16 protein-coding genes are annotated in these 22,113 nt (G+C 41.6%); 9 read left to right on the forward strand and 7 right to left on the reverse strand.

Annotation, left to right across the window (positions count from 1 at the left end; genetic code table 11):
• Positions 1-205 precede the first annotated feature (205 nt).
• Genes E0E36_RS03245 through E0E36_RS03265 form a run of 5 tightly spaced genes read left to right on the forward strand, consistent with a single transcriptional unit; the run spans position 206 to position 8,794 of the window.
• On the forward strand, positions 206-3,469 hold the full coding sequence (locus E0E36_RS03245; protein WP_130854707.1) for a SusC/RagA family TonB-linked outer membrane protein: 3,264 nt from the start codon (positions 206-208) through the stop codon (positions 3,467-3,469).
• A 10-nt stretch (positions 3,470-3,479) separates the two neighbouring features.
• Positions 3,480-5,237: a RagB/SusD family nutrient uptake outer membrane protein gene (locus E0E36_RS03250; protein WP_130854708.1), complete on the forward strand. Its 1,758-nt coding sequence runs from the start codon at positions 3,480-3,482 to the stop codon at positions 5,235-5,237.
• Positions 5,238-5,279: 42 nt separating this feature from the next.
• A complete protein-coding gene (locus tag E0E36_RS03255; protein ID WP_130854709.1) occupies positions 5,280-6,032 on the forward strand; it encodes a rhamnogalacturonan acetylesterase in 753 nt (250 codons plus the stop codon).
• Between the two features lie 20 nt (positions 6,033-6,052).
• Positions 6,053-7,267, forward strand: coding sequence for a Gfo/Idh/MocA family protein (locus tag E0E36_RS03260; protein ID WP_130854710.1), 1,215 nt, complete (start codon positions 6,053-6,055; stop codon positions 7,265-7,267).
• A 33-nt stretch (positions 7,268-7,300) separates the two neighbouring features.
• Positions 7,301-8,794, forward strand: a complete 1,494-nt coding sequence (locus E0E36_RS03265; RefSeq protein ID WP_207303709.1) for a pectate lyase — start codon at positions 7,301-7,303, stop codon at positions 8,792-8,794.
• 121 nt (positions 8,795-8,915) lie between these two features.
• On the opposite strand, the gene E0E36_RS03270 is transcribed toward E0E36_RS03265, so the two are convergent.
• From E0E36_RS03270 to E0E36_RS03290, 5 genes are all read right to left on the reverse strand, one after another.
• Positions 8,916-11,318, reverse strand: coding sequence for an ABC transporter permease (locus E0E36_RS03270; protein WP_130854711.1), 2,403 nt, complete (start codon positions 11,316-11,318; stop codon positions 8,916-8,918).
• A 77-nt stretch (positions 11,319-11,395) separates the two neighbouring features.
• Positions 11,396-13,840 (reverse strand): ABC transporter permease, encoded by a 2,445-nt coding sequence (locus tag E0E36_RS03275; protein WP_130854712.1) that lies wholly within the window; start codon positions 13,838-13,840, stop codon positions 11,396-11,398.
• A 321-nt stretch (positions 13,841-14,161) separates the two neighbouring features.
• Complete coding sequence (locus E0E36_RS03280) at positions 14,162-14,815, reverse strand: hypothetical protein (RefSeq protein ID WP_130854713.1); 654 nt, start codon at positions 14,813-14,815, stop codon at positions 14,162-14,164.
• A 63-nt stretch (positions 14,816-14,878) separates the two neighbouring features.
• On the reverse strand, positions 14,879-15,091 hold the full coding sequence (locus tag E0E36_RS03285; protein ID WP_013664493.1) for a helix-turn-helix transcriptional regulator: 213 nt from the start codon (positions 15,089-15,091) through the stop codon (positions 14,879-14,881).
• Between the two features lie 128 nt (positions 15,092-15,219).
• Positions 15,220-16,488, reverse strand: coding sequence for a BamA/TamA family outer membrane protein (locus tag E0E36_RS03290; protein ID WP_242627114.1), 1,269 nt, complete (start codon positions 16,486-16,488; stop codon positions 15,220-15,222).
• A 450-nt stretch (positions 16,489-16,938) separates the two neighbouring features.
• On the opposite strand from E0E36_RS03290, the gene E0E36_RS03295 reads away from it, so the two are divergent.
• Positions 16,939-18,228, forward strand: coding sequence for a WG repeat-containing protein (locus E0E36_RS03295; RefSeq protein WP_165446907.1), 1,290 nt, complete (start codon positions 16,939-16,941; stop codon positions 18,226-18,228).
• A 103-nt stretch (positions 18,229-18,331) separates the two neighbouring features.
• On the opposite strand, the gene E0E36_RS03300 is transcribed toward E0E36_RS03295, so the two are convergent.
• Together E0E36_RS03300 and E0E36_RS28150 are read right to left on the reverse strand one after the other, a co-directional pair.
• Positions 18,332-19,417 carry an aminotransferase class V-fold PLP-dependent enzyme gene (locus tag E0E36_RS03300; protein WP_130854716.1) on the reverse strand — a complete coding sequence of 362 codons (1,086 nt, stop codon included), beginning with the start codon at positions 19,415-19,417 and terminating at the stop codon, positions 18,332-18,334.
• Between the two features lie 24 nt (positions 19,418-19,441).
• On the reverse strand, positions 19,442-19,573 hold the full coding sequence (locus E0E36_RS28150; protein WP_256377652.1) for a hypothetical protein: 132 nt from the start codon (positions 19,571-19,573) through the stop codon (positions 19,442-19,444).
• 130 nt (positions 19,574-19,703) lie between these two features.
• On the opposite strand from E0E36_RS28150, the gene E0E36_RS03305 reads away from it, so the two are divergent.
• The 3 genes from E0E36_RS03305 to E0E36_RS03315 all read left to right on the forward strand — a co-directional run bounded on the left by E0E36_RS03305 (position 19,704) and on the right by E0E36_RS03315 (position 22,104).
• A complete protein-coding gene (locus E0E36_RS03305) occupies positions 19,704-20,912 on the forward strand; it encodes an MFS transporter (RefSeq protein ID WP_130854717.1) in 1,209 nt (402 codons plus the stop codon).
• 79 nt (positions 20,913-20,991) lie between these two features.
• A complete protein-coding gene (locus E0E36_RS03310; RefSeq protein ID WP_130854718.1) occupies positions 20,992-21,858 on the forward strand; it encodes an NAD(P)-dependent oxidoreductase in 867 nt (288 codons plus the stop codon).
• A 3-nt stretch (positions 21,859-21,861) separates the two neighbouring features.
• Positions 21,862-22,104, forward strand: a complete 243-nt coding sequence (locus E0E36_RS03315) for a VF530 family protein (RefSeq protein ID WP_013664487.1) — start codon at positions 21,862-21,864, stop codon at positions 22,102-22,104.
• Positions 22,105-22,113 lie beyond the last annotated feature (9 nt).

Consider the following 22,113-nt stretch of genomic DNA (forward strand, 5'->3'; position numbering starts at 1 on the left):
CTATTGAAACCTGCCAGTTTTCGGCAACGTTCTCGTTAATAGCTTGATCATTTTCATGAAAGCAATGCGGTTAACTGATATTTTTGGAATACGAGGAGTATATATTGCTTTATATTCCTGTACAACAGCCAATTTTTACCAATATAAACTCAGGGTCGTGTTATCCGCGTCCTATTAGGAGCGGAAAAAACCTACTGTTTAAATTATGAAACGAAAAAAAACCTATCCAACAGCTTTATTAGGGCTACTCGTAGTGCTCCTTTTGTACGGAAAAGGATATGCACAACAAAACAAGACAAGTGAAACTATTCGCGGCACCGTTCGGGATGCGGATTCGAAGGAACCGATTAAAGGGGCTACCGTGCTAGTTCTCAGATCATCCGTCGTTACGCAGACGGATGAAAATGGCCATTTTCAGCTATCACTTCCAGCGGGTAATAATGCCGTCTTGGTTGTCAGATCAATGGGGTATTTACAGAAAGAGATACCGATTACGAACCAGCAAACACTGCAGATCGCGCTCAAAAAAGACCAAGTAATGCTGGATGAGGTGGTGGCTATCGGATATGCTACCGTGAACCGGAAAGACCTAACAGGCTCAGTTTCTTCCCTAAATGATAAACAATTAAAAGACATCCCCATTAATTCAGCCGCGGAAGCACTTACCGGCAGGCTGGCAGGTGTGCAGGTAACTACATCAGAAGGCTCACCAGGGGCTAATGTCCAGTTGAAAATTCGAGGAGGAGGTTCTATTACCCAAGATAATTCACCCTTATATATTATTGATGGTATACAAGTAGAAGATGGCCTCAATAGCTTGTCCCCTCAAGATATCGCATCCATTGACGTGTTGAAAGACGCCTCTTCTACAGCAATTTACGGGGCACGAGGAGCGAATGGTGTCGTGATTATCACCACAAAAGGCGGAAGGGAAATGAAAACGGAGATAGGCTACAGTAATATTTTTGGCTTAAAGCAATTGGCGAATAAGTTGGATGTGATGCATCCTTATGATTTCGTAATCAGGCAGTATGAACGTACGAGAGGAAACAGCAGTATGGAAGAGGGCTTTGCCACAATGTACGGTCAATGGAATGAACTGGAAAAATATAAAAACGAACCTTTTATAGACTGGCAACAGAAAACATTTGGCAACGATGCATTCATGCAGACGCATAATCTGAGTATTACGGGCGGTACAGAAGCCATTCAATATAACTTAAGCTTAACCAGCAATGATGAGGAAGGTATTATGCTTAACTCAGACTTTAATCGGAAAATGCTCAATTTTCGATTCGATAATAAGGTAAACAGTAAACTGAAAGTTGGTTTTAATGTTCGCTACAATAATCAAAAAATAAACGGAGCGGGAACTTCAGATGAATCGGGGTCGACTTATAATATGCTTCGGCATACCATAAAATATAGGCCTCTTACTGTTGGCGGTTTGTCGGAAGAAGAGCTGGATGAAGCCTATTATGAAGAGACCAATACAGGAAATGCGCTTGGTATTATAAATCCGGTAGAGCTAAGCAATGCACAATACAGAAATAGACATACACGCGTCACCAACCTGAATGGCTATGCCAATTATGTGTTCAACGACTGGCTTTCATTCCGCACGGCAGCGGGTTTTAACTATCAACTCGAAGACATTAATCGTTTTGATGATGGGATCACTTCAAGGGCCAGAACATTAGGTGCGCGCTTGCCTATGGTATCACTCTTGGGTACCGAACGCAACAGTTTTAACAACAGTAATGTCTTAACCTTTAAGATACAGCGCGAGCAACATCATATCGATGCGATTGTAGGGAATGAATTTTATACCATATCGTCCAAGAGGACAGAAAACCAATTGCGCTATTTTCCAGAGGGGATTAATGCTGAAAAGGCGCTGGCCCAATTAAGCCTCGGTACGGTTATTCCAACCTATCCGCAAACCTATAATTCCGAAACACGTACGGTCTCTTTTTTCAATCGAACAAACTACGCTTTCGCGGATAAATATTTGGCTTCCTTTAGCATACGTGCCGATGCATCTTCTAGATTCGCTTCCGATAAACGTTGGGGTTTCTTTCCTTCTGGCTCCATCGCCTGGCGGCTTTCAGCAGAACCTTTCCTGAAAAATATGCCTTTCATTTCGGATATAAAATTGAGGGCAAGCTATGGCTCCGCTGGAAATGACAGAATAGACGACTACTTGTTTTTAAATATCTTCGGTATTGGTTCTAAATATGCCCTCAATGAGCAAATACTACCGGGGCTGGCGGTTAATGATTTGGCAAATCGTGATCTGATATGGGAAACTACGGTATCTAAAAACATTGGGTTGGACCTTGCCCTGTTTAACTCCCGTATACAGCTTACGATAGATGCCTATCACAATAAAGTGAACGATTTATTGTTAAACGTACCTATACCGACTACCTCAGGGTATAAAACACAGTTACAGAATATCGGTAATACGTCCAATAAGGGCATCGAATTTCAACTCAATGCCACGGCCGTCAGCAATAAGAACTTTACGTGGAATACGGCATTCAATTTATCTTTTAACCGTAATCGGATTGACAAATTATCCAACAGCCAGTCTTATTATTATGAATACTCTGGTTTTGGCATCTCTGGTCAACCGGCAGATTATGTCGTGCAGGTAGGTCAATCTGTTGGTACTATGTATGGCTTTGTATCAGACGGCTTCTATTCAGTGAACGATTTTCATTATGATCCGGCGACTTCCATTTATACGCTAAAAGATGGTGTGGTGGATGTTTCTAATGCCATCGGCACTGCCCAGCCGGGATGGATGAAATTGAAAGACCTCGACGGTAACAACCGGATTGATGAAAATGATAAGACTATCATTGGCGATGCGACACCTAAATTTTCGGGCGGTTTGTATCAGCAATTCACCTATAAGAATTTTGATATGAGCATTTTTTTGAATTTCGTGTACGGAAACAAAATTTACAATGCCAATAAGATAGAATTTACCAATGGTTACAGCAGCAATTCAAACTCCTTAGCAATTATGAATGATCGTTGGAAGACCATCGATGGTAATGGCCAGGTAGTACAGCAAGTGGTAACCGAGGGAGGAAAGCAGGTGGTAAAAGGGATAGCACCTGATGCCTTGGCCGCCTTGAATCAGAATGCCGGTATCTGGATGCCCATCAGCGGTGTAGGTGCTTGGTACCCTACATCTTGGGCAATGGAAGACGGATCTTTTTTGAGGATAAATAACATCACTTTTGGCTATACTTTTCCGAGTGCTATGCTTCATAAAATCAAACTTAAAAAGTTAAGAGTTTATGGTACCGTGAATAATTTAGCGGTGTTTACCAATTATTCAGGTTATGATCCCGAGGTGAATACACGGAGAGCCGTGCCCACGACACCTGGAGTTGATTATTCAGCTTACCCAAGAAGTAAAACATTTATTATCGGTCTTAATCTTACGCTTTAATACCATGATCATGATATCCAAGATTCATTTAAAAAGAATAATCCTTGTTCTTGTACTTTCCGTATCGCTATTTTCATGCAAGAACTATTTGGACCTGGAACCGCCCTCTGCGTTCAGTGAAAATTATGTATTCAGTAACCTGCCTAATGCAAGAAGTGCGGTACTAGGCGTATATGATCGTTTATCGGGTTTACAAGCCTATGGCAGTCGGTTAAGCTTGATGTATCCTTACGACAGTGATGAAATGGTTGGTGTTTTGAATGGTGCCGCTCCAGATAACAGTTCCAGAGACTTATCCCGCTATAATTTACAGGCAACCAATGCACAGCTCGCGGGGCCTTTTGAACAATTATATGCAGGTGTCGAACGAGCTAATATTTGTATTAAAAACATTCCCGCAATGGATCAGTACAGCAATGGTACGGCCTCTGAACAGTTGGAACTAAAGAGATTGCACGGAGAGGCTCTCACCCTTAGGGCACAGTTTTATTTTGAGCTTATTCGAAATTGGGGGGATTTACCGGCACCTTTCGAACCAGCAGCCGACCAGGCGGAGCTTACCCTGCCAAAGGTTGATCGTGATACGATCTACAATCGTTTGATTGCAGATCTGAAAACTGCGCAAGAGCTGTTACCCTGGCGTACGGAAGCAAGTAACGATGAGCGTATTACGAAAGGAGCCGCAAAGGCCTTACGGGCAAGGCTGGCTCTGTATCGTGCTGGCTTTTCCCTTCGCAGAAGTAACCGTATGGAACGAACAGGTGATTACCTGTCTTTTTATCAGATTGCCCGAGATGAATGTTATGAACTCATGCAACATCGGGAACAACATACCCTCAATCCAAGCTTTCAGGCGGTATTCAAAGATGGAATTGATGCGTATACGCTCGACCCACATGGCGAAATCTTATTTGAAGTAGCTATGGGACGTGAAACAGATAGTAATTTAGGGTATTATGATGGACCGCGATTTTATGTGCCGGGAAATACCTCTTTATTAGGAAATGGCCAGATTAGAATTATTCCTGCTTATTTTTATGCCTTTGATTCGTTGGATACCCGACGGGATGTTACCTGTGCACCTTATTATAATGATCCGGATTATAGTAAAAAGGTGCAACCCTTGTTGAATATGACCAGCGGAAAATTCCGTTCGGATTGGATCAATCCGCGCCTTTCCTCCGCCATTCAGGCAACGGGTTTAAATTGGCCACTAATCCGATTTTCTGATGTCCTATTGATGTTTGCGGAGGCTGAAAATGAACTCCATAATGGGCCCACAAGCGAGGCCATATTAGCCTTACAGGAAGTGAGAACCCGTGCTTACGGTGGAAACGAAACCGGAAATATTCCAAACGACAAAGAGGGGTTTTTTAACAGCTTGGTACAGGAACGTTACCTTGAATTTGGCGGCGAGGGGATCAGAAAATACGACCTTATTCGCTGGAATCTGATTGGTCAGAAGATACAAGAGGTGCGGGATGTGTTGACTAAAATGAAAAATAAGGTAGCTCCCTATGATCAACTCCCGCAGTACATGTATTATAAACCGGCAGAACAGGAAGTTGTATGGGGAAATTCGTTGTATAAAGCGAGTCCTGCAATCGCGCCTGAGGGTTTTGTAAGAGTAAATTGGATGGCAGCCTTAACAGATGTTTGGATTACCAATGTTGCCCAGCTTTTTAGGGCCAATCACAGCGAGCTATTTCCGATTCCACAGACCGCGATCGATGCCAACCCGAACCTAACACAAGACTATGGTTATTAATTGTAAACATTTAATCGCAGCGAGATGATACCCTACCGTTATATGAAAAAGTTTGGCCTGATATTAGGCCTTATATGTCTATTTAGCTTTAAACAAACCGAAGAGATACATATTTATTCCATTGGTGATTCTACCATGGCCGATTATAGGGCAAGTTATCTCGATAAATTTGGTAAAGGATACCCCATCCGTGGTTGGATGCAGCTTACACCCTCTTTATTTACAGAACACGTACATATACATAATGAGGCAATGAGCGGGCGCAGTTCAAAAAGTTTCCGTGATGAGGGCTTTTGGTCGAAGGTCATACAACAGGTTAAGGCTGGTGATTACGTATTTATTCAGTTTGGCCATAATGACGCCAAACCAGATACGGCCAGGCATACAGAGCCATATACGACCTTCAAGCAAAATATAGAACGCTATGTTCGAGAGGTACAGGCAAAAAAAGCATATCCCATTCTATTTACATCCATACCACATCGGAAGTTCGATCAAGAAGGGCATATCGTAGATACCCACGGCGCTTATTTAACGGTTGTAGGTGAAGTAGCGAAGTTAACACATACACCGCTTATCGATTTACATGCACTGGTAGCTGCTTTTTTAGAAAAAACAGGGCCGGAGCAATCCAAGAAATTATTTTTACATATTCCACCTGGAAAATTTGCTTCTTTACCCAAGGGGAAAAAGGACGATACCCATCTATCGGAATTTGGTGCGAAGTGTGTTGCCGGGCTCGCAGTTTCCGCGTTGAAAGAAACCAACTTACCACTCCGCGCATATATTAAATAACCGTTAATTCTTAACCAATCATGAAAAAATTTAATCATTATTCTAGAAAAGAGTTTTTAACGCGCAGCGGACTGATGCTCTCCTCACTGGCGTTGGATAAACTGCCTTTGTTTTCGAGCAGACTATCAACTGATCAAGTACAGGTAGGTATTATTGGAACCGGGTCGCGGGGTACCGGTTTAGCTAAAATATTAATGGGAATAAACGGGGTGAAGATCACTGCATTATGCGACGTTTATCCACCTCATCTTAATAAAGCCCGTCAGATAGTAGGAGATAAGGTGTCGACCTACACGGATTATCGAAAATTGTTGGAAGACAAAAACATCGAGGCTGTCGTTATTGCTACACCGCTCTTTTTACACCATCCGATGGCGAAAGATGCTATACAAGCTGAAAAACACGTCTATCTTGAGAAAGCCATGGCCTATGATATTCCACAGGCAATCGACTTACGGAAGGTTGTTGAGGCGTCTTCGAAGGTATTCCAAGTAGGGTTTCAATATCGCTATTTCGCGCTTTATCATAAGGTGAAGGAAGTAATTAGTCAAAATTGGTTAGGTAAGATTACACATTTTGAGTGTCAATATAATCGAAATTCTAATTGGCGTTTTCCGGTAAATAATCCGAAAGATGAAAAGCTGATCAATTGGCGGATGTATCGCGCCTATTGTGGCGGACCCCTATCCGAATTATGTGCACATCAGATTGATGCGGTGCATTACTTACTGGATAAGAGACCTATAAAAGTTGTTGGGTTTGGAGGCGTCAATTATTGGAAAGATGGTCGGGAGACTTATGATCATATTCGAACGGTTTATGAATATCCCGAAGGCATCCAGTCGAGCGTAACCTCTGTGCTGTCAAACGCTTATAACGGCTATAATATACGGATTTTAGGAGATCGGGCCACCTTAGAGATCCAAAGGGATAAAGCGTTTATTTATGCAGAGTCGACAAAGAACCAACAAGGTACTGTTGATGGCGTTACCGGCGCCACGCTTCTGGCTAGAACACAAGGAGAAGCCGAAGAGCTGATTTTTAAGGAAAAGAATGAGCAGCTACCCGATCCTTCCGTGCTTTCTTTACAACACTTTATTCATTGCATCGTGACCAATGATAAGCCTTTATCTAATGCGCATACGGCATATGATAGTACAATTGCCATACATATGGGCAATTTAGCAGCCGAGACGGAAACCGTTCAACACTGGAAACCCGAGTATACGCCATGACCTTATATCCTAAACAATCAATAAATCGCTATTATGGAAAGAATTAAATGGATGTTCATTGGCCTTGTAACATTAATTTCTTGTAGCAAGGCAACAATTGACACACCGTCAAAACAATTGACAAGTACTCGAAACGTACTGCCTAATGATGTTCTTGTGGCATTTCCGGGGGCTGAGGGATACGGAAAATTCGCTACAGGTGGACGAGGAGGAACGGTGTATTACGTAACCAACTTGAATAACTCGGGCCCCGGAAGTTTAAGAGATGCGGTAAGCCAACCCAATCGAACGGTACTGTTCAAGGTTTCGGGGACGATTTTTCTGGAAAGCAACTTATTTATTGCTCAAAATAATATCACCATTGCCGGACAGTCGGCCCCGGGGGATGGGATTTGTATTGCGGGGTATGGAACCGCAATACGGGCAAATAATATCATCATCAGGTATCTTCGGTTTAGACTGGGTGATATTAACGGTATCACAACGGATGCACTCTATACGTCGCTTCCGGCAGCGGGTGGCACCCCTTATGCAAATATTATTATTGATCATTGTTCCTTAAGCTGGTCGGTAGACGAAATCGGTTCGTTTTACGGTATCACGGATTTTTCGCTCCAATGGTGTATACTGAGCGAAAGCTTATATAAATCGGCCCATGAAAAAGGGACGCATGGCTATGGAGGAATCTGGGGAGGGAATAGATCTTCGTTTCATCATAATCTGCTAGCTCATAATTCAAGTAGAAATCCTCGTTTTTCAGGAACATTGGCTGCTACCGGTCCAGACGAAGAGTTGGTAGACTTCCGCAATAACGTCATCTATAATTGGGGTAATATAAATTCCACTTATGGCGGAGAGAATGGCGACTACAATATGGTTAACAACTATTATAAATATGGCCCTGCTACACCGGGGAGTACCCTAAGTAGTATAAGCAATAAGAGGAACCGGATCTTGCAATATACCAGTTATAGTATTTCCGCCGGTGATACCGTATGGGGTGGGAGGTTCTTTATCCAAGGGAATTTTGTTGACGGATTTCCAGACGTAAGTGCTGACAATTGGGAGAAAGGGGTGCAACGCGACAGCTATTCCGGTGCAGCAGCACTTATTGCGGCTGCCAAACAAAGTTCGCCCTTCCCGACTTTACCGATGCTTACCAGTACAGCAGAAGACGCCTATGAGGAAGTGTTGAACAATGTAGGTGCAGTATTGCCCAAGCGAGATACTATCGATAAACGAATTATTCAGGAAGTAAGAAACAAAACAGCGACCTATGAGGGGGCTACTTATGCCTTGGTAAATACGACGGGTATCCTGCATCCGTCTGGTATCATCGATAGTCAACAAGACGTGGGTGGATGGCCCACACTGCAAAGTATTACACCACCTGATGATTCAGATGGAGATGGTATACCAGATGCTTGGGAAACGGATCACCAGCTCGACCCAAATAACCCAAGCGACGGGAACAACTATGCTGCCGATGGATATACAATGCTCGAGAAATATTTGAATAGTTTGTAAGGCATGACAACACTTCCTGTCCGTTTTTAGTTATTCGTTATCCGTTCTTAGTCTGGTATGACAAATAACCAATAACGAGTAACTAATAACCAATAACCAATAACGAGTAACCAATAACCCATTACTCACTTCTCAACGATTTTATTGGATTAACCGTAGCAGCCCTTACAGACCGGAAACCGATGGTGACAATAGCAATAACAAAGGTAATGGCGACAGCAAGCAGGAAAACATTAAGTCCTATTTCAATTTTGTAAGAAAAATCCTGTAAATAGGTTTTCATGCCCCACCAGGCGACCGGCGCAGCAATCATAAATGCAATGACCAGTAAACGGACGAATTCCCTCCCAAAAATCCATAGAATATCCGGAATGGTAGCGCCCAAAACTTTGCGGACACCAATTTCCTTAGTTTTATGAAAGGCCATAAACGATATGAGGCCGTATAAACCAAGGCAGCCGATTAAAATAGCTACCAATGCAAAAGCTTGAATCAGTTTTAAGAGGGTGTTATCGGTTTCATAGAATTGTGCAACTGCTTCATCCATAAATTGGTGAGAGTATACATAATCAGGATAGGTTTCACTCCATATTTTTTCAAAAGAGGCTAATGTGGAAGTGAGGTGTTGACTGCTCAATTTAATGGAACAATTAACATATTCTTTGTTGTTAGATGCAATGCAAATAGCGTCCTTTTCGTTACGAAAGGAATAATTATAGAAATCTTTCACCACACCAACAATAGGACCACTATAAGCTGTGCCATTTATGGTGATATTTTTTCCAATTACTTCTTCTGCTGACGTTAGATTAAGCTTTTTGACAAAAGTTTCATTCACCAAAAATTCGTTAATGGTGTCAGACCGATGGATGTTCCTGCCGGCTGCCAAACGCATATTGAATGTAGACAAGTATTGGTCGTCTGCATATTTCAAATTGATGCTCCATCTTTCTTCTTCTGTCCGTGTATCATAGCGTACGCCGGTTGTTCTGTTCGATCGGGAAGCAGGAGGTTGAAAATTTAAGGAAACAGCTTGAACACCGTTGACGTTTTCAAGGCGGTTCTTGAGCGTCAACTTTTTATCGGCGTGATCACGATCCGCTTCCGGAATAGGGAGGTTGACAATAGCGCTTTTATCAAAACCAAGATCGGTATTATTGACATAATTTATCTGCCTCGCGATGATTAAAGTGCCAATGATAAGCATCTGTGAAATAGCAAATTGCCCTACTACCAATGATCTCCGTAAAGCAAAACCACCGACCTCGCGTTGAGTTATTTTGCTCCTTAGGGCTTGAATGGGTTTAAAACCGGCCAATACCAAGCCTGGATAAAACCCGGAGAGAAAAATAACAAAAGAAACAACACTTATTAAAAATACGGGCATTTGCCAAGCACTGAATAGATTTAAACGTATTTCGGATTGGAAGAGATCATTGATACTTGGCAAAAGCACCGATGCAAGCCCACATGCGATTAACGTAGAGATCAAAGTAATAAGTGCTGTTTCTGAAATAAACTGCCAAAAAAGTTGTTTCCGTTGGCTGCCCAGTACTTTTCGGATACCGATTTCTTTCGCACGATTGATCGCTTGTGCCGTAGCTAGGTTTGTGAAGTTAATACAGGCAGTAGAAAGCAATAATAGGCCGATAAATAACAACGCGTATAAATAATTTTTATTGACGGCGCCATTATAAACAGGGTTAAAATGAATGTCTCTTAGTGGTTGTAATTTGAAATTCCAAACCTTTGCATCCCGGCCTGGGTAATGTTTTTCTGAAGTTTGCCGCAGCGCTTTTTCAACCACATCCGCGCTTATACCTTCTTTCAACAAGGTGTAACATTGCGTGCCGCTGTATACACCATTCCAGGCATCGTCGCGAGCTAACTCGGGATCTCGATCCTTTAAGTTCGCGAAGGAGAGGAATATTTCACTTTGAAGATCTGTGTTGTTTGGTAAATCTTGTAGGACAGCTTTAACTGTGAAATCAGTGTTATTATTGACTTTGATCACTTGTCCTAAAGGGTTGCTATCTCCAAAATATTTTTTTGCGATTTTTTCAGTGATGATTGCTGTGTTCGGATCTGTAAGGACTTCTGCCGACTCACCTTTTAAAATAGGAAAAGTAAAGATGGAGAAGTAGGCGGATTCTGTATAGGCGATTGAGCTTTCCTCATTAAATTTCTTCTTGTCCGGTGTTCCCGGTAGCGTGACTAAGACATCCCGAAAATTAATCGACCTTGCCGTATATTCGTCGAGATTAAAGTCCTCGCGAAAGGCCTTACCTAAGGGGCTAGGAACGCCAGCGGAATGATCAACAATATCATCTTGCCATTCTGTAACCAAACGATAGATTCGTTCTTTATCTTCGTGGAAATTGTCAAAACTAAAATGGTAATTGACCAACGCGAAAATCAGCAAGGCGCAGGTGATTCCTAAGGTGAGCCCGAATACATTAATGATGGTAAAGGATGTATTCCTTCTAATATTTCGCCAAGCGATTTTTATGTAGTTTTTTAACATAATCGTTATTTGTTATCCGTTATTAGTTCCTAGTAAGAAATGGCAAATAACCAAGCACGAATGACCAGTAACTAAATTTATTCACTTCTCAACGATTTCGTTGGATTGGCCAAAGCTGCTTTAATGGCTTGGAAACTAACGGTCAGTATAGCGATGACAATAGCAGCGGACCCTGCAATAGCAAAAACCCACCATTTAATTTCAATCCGATAGGCAAAATCCTGTAACCATTTGTTCATCGCCCACCAGGCTAAAGGTGAGGCGATGACAATGGCGACAAACACAAGCCTTAAAAAGTCTTTAGTCAGTAATTGTACGATGCCATTTACGCTGGCGCCAAGAACTTTTCGAATTCCTATTTCTTTCGTGCGCTGTTCTGTGGTAAAAGCCGCTAAGCCGAATAACCCTAAACAGGCAATGAAGATGGCTAAGGCAGCAAAACTGGTGAATATATTGCCTGTACGCTTTACATCCATATACATATTGGCATAACCTTCATCTAAAAAGGTATAACGCATGGCTTGATCAGGTGAAAATTTCTTCCATACAGCACCAATTGCTTGCACTGCTGTGCTCATATCTTTACCGTTTACCTTGACAGCAAGCATGGTGGGGCTATTACTTAATGCCATACATAAACCCTCGACTTCATCTTTAAGTGATTCAAAATTAAAGTCTTCTACTACGCCGATAACTGTAAATACACGGCCATTAGTTATACGGGCACCTACAGGATTTTTAAGCCCTAGCTCTTTCGCCAACTTTTGATTAATAATAACGGACTGGGAGTCGGTAGCCATGTCTTTGGAAAAGTTTCTGCCCGAAAGTAACTTCATGCCTAAAGTGGAAAGATAGTTTTCATCAATTTCCCAAAATTGGCCCCCAGTTCCAGCCTCTTCTGTGATTTTTCCTTCTTTCCAAAAAGTGTTGCCATTTCTTTTTACCCCTTCCAATCGTACTGGTAGAAAATCGCTCACCGAAGCACTTTTCACTTGAGGCAGTTTTTGAAGTTCTTCTTTTAATACGTTGATTTGATCGCCAAGGGTACTGGTGCCCTGTAAAACCATCACCTGGTCTTTATCGAAACCTATTTTCTTGTCCAGTATGAAATTCATTTGATTGTTGATAATCAACGTGCCGATGATTAACGTGATGGAGGTGGCAAACTGGAAAACAACCAAACCGTTTCTAAGAACGGGGTTTCTGGTCCCCTGACTTAAGTCCCCTTTTAATACTGCGATAGGACGAAAACCTGATAAATAGAAGGAAGGATAAATGCCCGCAAGGAGACCAACGAAAAGGGCTGAACAGAGAACAACGGGAATTAATTGCCAGCTGGACCACGGGAAGCCAAGTTCCTTTCCAGAGAGGGTATTGAATAAGGGTAACAATAGCCAGGCAAGTAATAGGCCGATGAGGAAAGATAATATACTGTAAAGAGTAGATTCCGCTAAAAATTGGGCAATTAAACCGCTTCTATAAGAACCGACCACTTTGCGAAGACCTACTTCTTTTGCACGATTGGCCGATTTTGCCGTAGATAGATTGACAAAATTAATACAGGCAATTAACAGGATAAATGCAGCAATACCACCAAATAACCATACAAATTTAATGTCACCCCTTTGCATTTGGGGGTAATCGTGTATATCGGCAGAATATAGGTGGATATTTCTAACAGGCTGTAAGCTTAAGCGAAGGTTTTTTTCCATTTCATTTGCGCGGACGTTCCCTGCCTGCTGCATAGTTGGAATGACATATTTGGTAAGGATTTCTTTTGTTAATATCTTTTCAAATTGTGCAACATCAGTCCCTTTCCGTAGTTTAATATAAGTCGGGTAATTCGTTGCTCCCCAATTGTCCTGCTCGCCAGGATAAAACACTACGCCGTTTAATGTAAGTAAAAAGCTGAAGGGTTTTAAATGTGAAGTAGAGGGGAGGTCTTCAATAACTCCCTTAATGGTATAAGGTTTGGATTTATCGTTGTTCAAGTAAACAATCTTTCCAACCGGATTCTTACCCGGGAAATATTTATCCGCTTTACTTTTCGTCATGACCAAGGTATACGGATGTTTCAAGGCTTTTGATCGATCTCCAAAAGCCATGGGTAGCTGAAGCATATCTAGTAACTCCTGATCCATGTAAGTAAATCCTTCTTCATAAACGCTGGTCGGATTATCCTCAATGCTTACCTGATTACTCCCTGCTCCGTAAAATAAAGAATTGGGAAGGATCCGTCCTACCGTTTCGACTTGCGGAAAATCAGCCTTTATCGCTTTACTTAAGGGTGCCTGAAAAGATACTCCTTTCTTTATTTCGCCATTATCATTGAATCGCGCAATAATGCGATAAATCCGCTCTCCATCGGGATAACTTTTATCATAACTTATTTCATGAATAATATATAATGTAATAAGTATACAGGCTGCAATGCTACAAGCAAAGCCACCAATTTTGATGGCAGAATATAGGCGGTGTTTCAGTAAGTTCCGCCAGGCGATTTTTAGGTAGTTTTGAAACATATTATTTATTTTTCAGAGGTGTTTCAGCTATTCGCTGAATCGCTCATGGTTTTATCATTGTATCAAGTATTAAGCCTGCCTGCCGGTAGGCAGGTGTCAAGATATTCTAAAAGCGCCTTTACGATGTTGAGTCTTACTAGTCGGGCGATCTTGTGTCTTGATACTTGCGTCTTATATCCTTTAGCTAGTAGACCAAGAATATCGCCAAATGGAAAAGTGGGCTTTAAATGTGGCTGGAAAGGAATGTAAAGAGGAATAGTGTTCGATTCCGAACAGTTTACTGTCCAAAATCGAACAAATAGTTGAGCTTAATCTAAGCGCTTATTTCTTATCAGGACGATGACTGAAAAAACTTTCCTTAAGCTTTTCTGCATCGATCTTTAGGTCTTCGTCTAAGCGGAAAAGCCAGGCGCGATCACTCAGTAATGGAACATGCTTTTTGGCTTCCGACAAATCAAGTGGTTTAATACGTTTAGTAATCTCTAAAGCGGGCTTGGGCACCTGTAGCACAACCGTATGAAATAAAAACTTAAAATCGAACAAGGGCCAACTGCTTACTTCGTTAATTTTAGCATTATAAATCTTTTGCGTGCTTTTCGGTGCAATTATACCCGCATATTCGCCTACAATTTGTTTTGCTTTTTCCGTGCTGAAGCTTAATAGTAAATCATACGAGGTTTCATTTACTAAATTGAAGATAGCGATGTTCTGTTTTTGGTCGCCGGTAATGGCTAAATAGATTCCTTCTCCTACAAAAGCGCCGGATATTACCGTCGGCTGCTTTTTATCTTCGTCAAAATCCAGCTCTTTCCGGCTTTGCTGCCCATAAACATGGGTTATCTTGGTCGTTTGTACAGGGATTTCAAAACCATCTTCTCCCGTTACTCCCACCAATTCATCATTGATTATTTTTGTAATGTGTCCTTCAAAGTCCTCTTCCACGAAGCGAACAAAGTCTCCTAATTTATATGCCATTTTCTAATTTAATCTTTTGTACAGAGATGTTACATTTCTTTACTCTTATACAGATTATGCTATTTAATGCTGTTTCGTAGAAACAAGTAAGCTACGAACGTCAACCTGTAATGCGTCTGCAATTTCAAAAAGCGACTCTACCGTAGGCTGCATTTTATTGGTGCTCCATTTAGAAACCGTGTTAATGTTTCTGTCTAGGGTTTCAGCAAGCCATTTGTTGGTTTTCCCTTGCTCAGCTAAGACTGCCTTAATACGATTGTATACTTTTTTGTCCATAAATATATTTTCAACACCTATTTATGTGCAATATAGCAAATGAAAGCGATATCAGCTATCTGAAATCTGCTGTCGGCTTTAAATTGTTTATCAATAGCTGATTGCCGATCTCTAAAAACTGATAGCTGTTAAAACACTTCATCCAGTCCGATTTGAAATCCTGAAAAACCTTTACTACGGCCATAGTCAATGGCAATGTTTGTGCCCGAACCTTTATTGAATTTAATCCGTAAACCTCCGCCATAGGCTTGGTTCCAATCTTTAAAAATATTGCTATTAGGGCCTGAAACGGTATTTGCGTTGGTAAATAATACAAAGCCTAACAGCCCGTTATTGGTAATGTCGCGCCGATACTCGGCCTCTAGATAAAATAGATGTCTGCCCCGGAAACGATTTTGATCAAAACCTCTACCGGAACGGTTATACACATCCCAGCCAATACTCGGCAGGTCTAGATAAGGAACTTGACGATTGAGCACTGACCAATAATAACTCCACAAACCAAGCATATTTTGGCGATTGGGGTCCTCCGTAAAACGGATATACTTTCGAAGGTCGAGATAAACAGAACTCCAGAAATGATCATTGCCGAGAAATTTCGGATTGATACGGTATTGAAAATAAGCATAATACCCATCTAATGGGTTGATAGAGTTGGCCCGTGTGTCATAAAGGAAATTAAAACTTAACCCCGAAGATAAACTTCTTCCAAAATCATCGGTACCGTAAGGATAGTCGACATAATCCTTTAGTAATACTCCATTTTTCTCAGCATCGATATTGGTACGGTAATCTAAATTATATCCTAGACCGGCAAAGAAATTCCGCTTAAATTTTCGTAAGGCATGTTGATAGAATCTGAAATAGGTATAGTCTACCAACATTTTATCATCTTCACTATGTTGCCGTCCTAAGCCCCAGGTATATTGCGGATATTTCATTAGGCGTGTATCTCCGATAATTACCCATTCATTGTTTTTTAACCAAACATAAGAGCGAATCGGGAGGCCAAAGCGCCCTTTAAAGTTGGTATAGGGTGTAAAAGTCACGCGAGACATGTTCGTTGTTTTACGATTGCCGGTAAAGAAACCCGCAGTCGTAGAGGTGATCAGAGCTTGGCCTCCCCCGGGTACAGTGGTGGAAAAAGGGAGAAAGGAAAAGTAAATCGACTTTCCGCTGCTATCAGGGCCCTTTGGAGGCTCTATATTGAGAAAATCTTTTGCTATATCAATAAGATCTCGTTGTTTTGTGGTGTCTGCTTTCGATCTTGAAGGCTCCAATTCATATCCCGGCCGTTGTGCGAAACTAAAATTGTAAAGTATAGTAAAAAGAAGTGAAAAAGAAATAAGTTTACTATAAGGCACATCATGTCGGATATGCAGATGACGTTTTTTCATGTAAGCCTTTCCCATCTATAAATCATTAAAAGATGCGTGGTTCTTCATCCTTGCCTCCCAAACATACTTCATTTTTAGTATATACGAAAGTCATTTAACAGTTTTAGCCACTTGAACAGGCTTACTGAGTTACCGTTATTGTTGTAAGCCGGAACGTAGGGAAAACAGTAAAACCTGACGAAAAGTTTAAAGCCTAGGGACGAATTGCTTTTTTGTGTTGATAAAAACCTGATAATTAGGTTAATAAATTAGTGTCAGCTGACTGAGTGATACTGACGAAATGATCATTATTTAATATAGGACCTTTGCGTTAATTATTAATTTTGAATAGGCACTCTGATGTTTAAAACCCCTGTTTCCCGTGATGAGAGATGCAGCTACCATTACTTATTTTTGCGCCAAGAAGGAACCTATAATAAATTTAAGGAACCGCTATCATTCAATTTTTATATGAAAAAAACATTACAAAGAGGTTTGTTTTTGCTGCTTGGCCTATTCATCTGTCCAATCGGTTTCAATAGCGTGCAAGCACAGGAAATAAAAAAAGTAAAAGCCTGGGTTGTCGGATATGACATCGCTTTTGACATGCCAAGGAAGGACTCGGAAACTATGACCGAGGAGGAACAACAAATGGTGGCAATGATGGAATTAGGGAAGGCTATGAGCGGAGCAAAGGAAGGCGAGCCTTTGCTAAAGGCTTATGTAACAGCAAACAAAATGCGAATTGAACAAAAAGGGATCGTTTCTTCCGTTCAAATAAGTAATTTAGAAGACAGCATTTCTTACAACTTATATGCTGAAACCGAAACAGCATACCGTACAGCTTTGGCGACTCCGAAAGTAAGTACAGAAATGAAAGGTGACAGCATGATTGTGGTAAGTTCTGCGGATGGAAATTTGCGATTTTCCGATGAAACTATGGAGATTCATGGTTTTAGCTGTAAGAAGGCCATATTGGAAATGAATGTTGGCGATGTTAAGCAAGATATGACTATTTGGTATGCCGAAAAACTACCGAAACTTTTTTGGGGTGAATATGATTATTTGGAAAAGATTCCGGGAATGGCCTTGAAAATTTCGACGAATACCAACGGTATGGATGTAGGTATTAAAGCAGCTTCTGTTAAAGAAGAGTTAGTCGACGACACCCTATTCACCATACCCGCTCATTACACCATAGAAAATTCGTTCGACTTGTCAGGCGATACCGCGGCTGTGGATAGTACGGTGGAAGCAGAAGAAGATTATGAATTGGCCGAGGGATATCATTGGACCGACGATGGTGAACTATGGGGTATAGAAGATGATGCCGGAAATGTAATAGTAGAACCGCGCTATCACGACCGTTATGGTTATCGAGCCGGTCTGGCGCCGGTCTCTCGAGATGACAAGTTTGGCGTGGTTGATAAGACAGGTAAAGAAATAATACCATTGGAATATGAAGGGATTTTTGTTGCGGATGCGGATCGTTTATGGGCGATGAGGGATGGCCTGTATGCCCTCATAGATACCACGAACAAGGTGATTGTTCAACCAAGTTATCAAACAGGATCGCTGTTTGTCGACGGCGTTGCTTATGTACAAAAAGGTGAAAAGATTGGCTTTATAGATAAAAATGGCAAGGTCGTCGTTCCTTTTATTTACGATGAAGCGGAAATATTCATCGATGGGAAAGCTTGGGTAAAAAAGGGAGAAGAAGAATTTTATATCGATAGTAAGGGGCAAAGAGTTCAATTTTAGGTTTGGTTTTATGAAAATGGCCTCTTGTGAGGCCATTTTTTTATACGCTTCCTAAAGAAACCCAACCCTAAATGATCACTTTATTTGCTAACTTTCGAAACACTCAGATAGACTGATCAAGGATATCCAATATTTTATTTAAATCATCGACGGTATTAAAAAAGTGGAATCCGACGCGTACGCCCGAACCGCGACGTATGCAAACAACGTTTGCTTCTTGAAGCCGTTTATGAACCGTATCATCAATCGATAAACTGAAAATGGAAGAATGTATTGGCCGTTTTATGACGCTATTGGCCAAAAGGCCACGATCGGAAAACGCAGCGAAGGCTTGAACAGATAATGTTCGGATCCTGTTCTCGATCGTCTGCATCCCTATCTGGTTAAAATAAGCGACTGACTGCGCCAGCGTGCCGAAGGTTAGGGTATCCTGATGTCCAGGTTCAAAGTATAAAGATAAATGCGTTCTGCCTCTTAAGAAGGGTTCTGTTGGAAGTTCCTGCCCTGATGCAAGTCGATACAATCGATCAGCAATACGACCTCTCAAGAACACAAAACCATTACCATATCCGGAAAGCATCCACTTGTAGCCGCTTGCTCCCAGAAAGTCTAAACCGGAATTTTTAAAGTCAAAGCGTTCTGTACCGCAATATTGGGTGCCATCAGCAATTAGCAATAGTTCGGGATACTCGGCCTTTAATTTTTTAATGAATTCAAAATTTAACTTGATGCCACTTATATACTGCACGAGGCTGAAAGCGAAAACCGTAGGCTTAAACTCGCTGATTTTTATCAATATGCGATCTTCCAGATTTTCATCCACTTCGACAGTCTCTACCTTGAAACCTCTACTCTTTACGGCATAATTTACCGAAGGATAATCTCCTTCTAGCAATAAGAAGCGTTCGGAAGAGGCTAGGCCATCCAAAAAGGTGTTCATACCAAAGGAGAAATTAGGAACTAAAAAGGTATAGTCGGCATCCGCTTGAAATAGAGATGCCAAATTTTCTCTGACTCCTTTAAGAAAGTCCTCTTGGTTTATCCGAAAAGAGCTTCCGTTCCGGAAGTACGCTTCGTCATGTTTTCGTCTCCAATCTAAAACGTCCTTTGATAAAATGCCGGTACCTGGCGTATTAACGTACGTGCAGCGATTCAATAGTGGAAACTGTTCGTGTGTGTCTAAAGTCATGTGTCCAAAATAGCTAAATTTTCTTTATTGTGAAAGGCGGGAATCGGTCTCCTCGTTCCCATTTTGCTGCTGTTCGGGCTTGCTAAAGAGTTTCTGTTGCGCATAAACAGTGTTAACACCTAATGCTAAAGCTAGCAAGAGTATGTTTCTTTTCATTTGTGAAATGCTTAAATTGTTTTCTCTGTGTAAATATGAAAAAAACATAGCTATTTATTTAAAATGCATGGCAGAAGTTGGATGAGAATGTACTAACTTTGCAGAGTGTATTTTAGACACTAAGTAGCTTATGAACAAAAACTTACTTCCATTAACTTTAGGAGGATTAGGTATAGGGATAACCGAATTTGTGATGATGGGACTTTTGCCCGATATCGCTCGCGATTTAGCGGTTTCTATTCCGAAAGCCGGCTATCTCATATCCGCATATGCATTGGGGGTTGTAATTGGGGCTCCGTTATTGGTAGCCATTGCCGGCAAATATCCGCCAAAGAATATATTGATCGCCTTAATGGTGATGTTTACGGCTTTTAACGCTTTTTCTGCTTTTGCGCCGGATTTTAATACCTTGTTTATTGCCCGTTTACTTTCGGGCTTGCCACACGGGGCTTTCTTTGGTGTAGGGTCTGTCGTAGCAAGCCGTATAGCCAAAAAAGGAAAAGAGGCGCAAGCCGTTTCCCTTATGTTTTTAGGTTTAACCATTGCGAATATTGCCGGAGTTCCTTTAGGTACATACATTGGCCATAATTTCTCATGGCGCTTTTCTTTTGCTATCGTCGTAGCTGTGGGGTTGATTACCTTGTTTAGCTTGAAGGCCCTATTACCGGCGTTATCAGCTAATGCTGACAGAAATTTAAAAAACGAGCTCAGTTTCTTTAAAAAAACCGAAGCTTGGTTGATTATATTTATGATCTCTATTGGAACAGGAGGCTTGTTTTGCTGGTATAGCTATATCGCTCCAATGATGACGAGTGTAGCCGGTTTTTCAGCGGATGCAGTGACCTACATTTTAGTATTGGCAGGGGTTGGAATGATGGTTGGAAATCTTTTAGGAGGTTTTCTGGCAGATCGTTTTTCCCCCGGAAAAGCCTCTGCTGCTTTGCTGGTTGTAATGGCTATAACGCTGATCATTGTACATTTTGTTTCCTTCAATCCGGTTACAGCGTTGATTATGACCTTTGTTACCGGAGCAGTAGCCTTTGCATTGGCGGCACCTATTCAGATGCTAATGATCAATACGGCCAAAGGGGCTGAGATGATTGCCGCTTCTGTTAGTCAAGCTAGCTTTAACATAGGAAATGCCTTAGGTGCTTTCTTGGGAGGTTTGCCGCTCGTCTATCACTTTGATTATACATGGCCAGCAGTAGTTGGTGCTGCTATGGCATTCGTCGGCGCCCTCTTCGCTTTTGCTTTTATTAAACGAAAAAAGCTGATCAACCCCTCTAAGCCTTTGGAAGAAGTGCTGGTATGCGAGGGGGCCGCATGTGATTGTATTTAAGTATTAAACAATTATCTTTGTTATCTGTTATCTCAACATTCGTTGAAAGCAACTCTTTATGTCAGAAATATTGATTTAAATGACCGACACGATAGGATGGATAGGCTTAGGGAACATGGGATATCCCATGGCAAAAAACTTGCTCAAAGCTGGTTATGCTCTAAATGTTTACAATCGGACTGCATCCAAGGCCGAAGGTTTGGTAAATGACGGAGCCACTTTAGCTAGTAGTATCAAGGATTTATGTGTAGAGAGTGAGGTTATTATTACGATGCTGTCCGATGATCAGGCCGTGAAGGGTATATTCCTAGGTGAAGGCGGCTTACTTAATTGCCAAGCGGAAGGGAAGCTGGTTATAAACATGAGCACAGTGTCGCCCAGAACGTCTTATGAGTTAGAAGAAATGAGTAAGGCAGTAGGCGCAAGGTTTTTAGAGGCACCTGTTTCGGGAAGTGTTAAACCGGCTGAAGACGGTACACTATTGATTCTCGTAGGAGGTGATGAAGATAATTATCGTGCTGCTCAACCGATCTTCGAAAAACTTGGAAAACTGTCTTTTTGGCTTGGAAGTGTGGGCGCCGGATCGTCTGCAAAATTGGCGATCAACTATTTTTTGGCTCTTACGCTGGAGGGTTTAGCTGAAACCGTTTTATTTGCGAAGAAAAACGGAATAAAAGCCGAAGATATGTTGCGTATCGTGAATGAAGGTGCCTGCGGAAGTCCGTTAACAAAGCTAAAAACAAACGCGATTGTCACTAATAGCTATCCGGCCGCCTTTGCGCTAAAACATATGGTGAAAGACCTTCGATTGGCCGTGGAGCAGGGAATCGACTTTCCATTAGCTCAGCCGCTCGCCGAAACCTATAAAAAAGCCTTTGATAAAGGGCTTGGAGAAGAGGATGTGATGGCCATTATAACCTATTTAGAAACTTTGTCAGCAGACTAATCGATGCCACGAGATTTTCATAAAGAGCAACCCAATAATCCCTTGCATGGAGTTACCTTGGAAATGGTTGTTAGGCGTTTGGAACAACACTATGGATGGAAAGAACTTGCACGTTTAGTACGCTTAAATTGTTTTGCTAACAATCCAAGCGTCAAATCAAGCCTCCAATTTCTTAGAAGAACGCCATGGGCCAGGGAAAAAGTGGAAGCGTTGTACATGGAAACAAAATTTGAGGAAAGCGATTAGCTTCCTACA

It is taken from the genome of Olivibacter jilunii (assembly GCF_900607235.1).
Classification (GTDB): Bacteria; Bacteroidota; Bacteroidia; order Sphingobacteriales; family Sphingobacteriaceae; genus Olivibacter; species Olivibacter oleidegradans.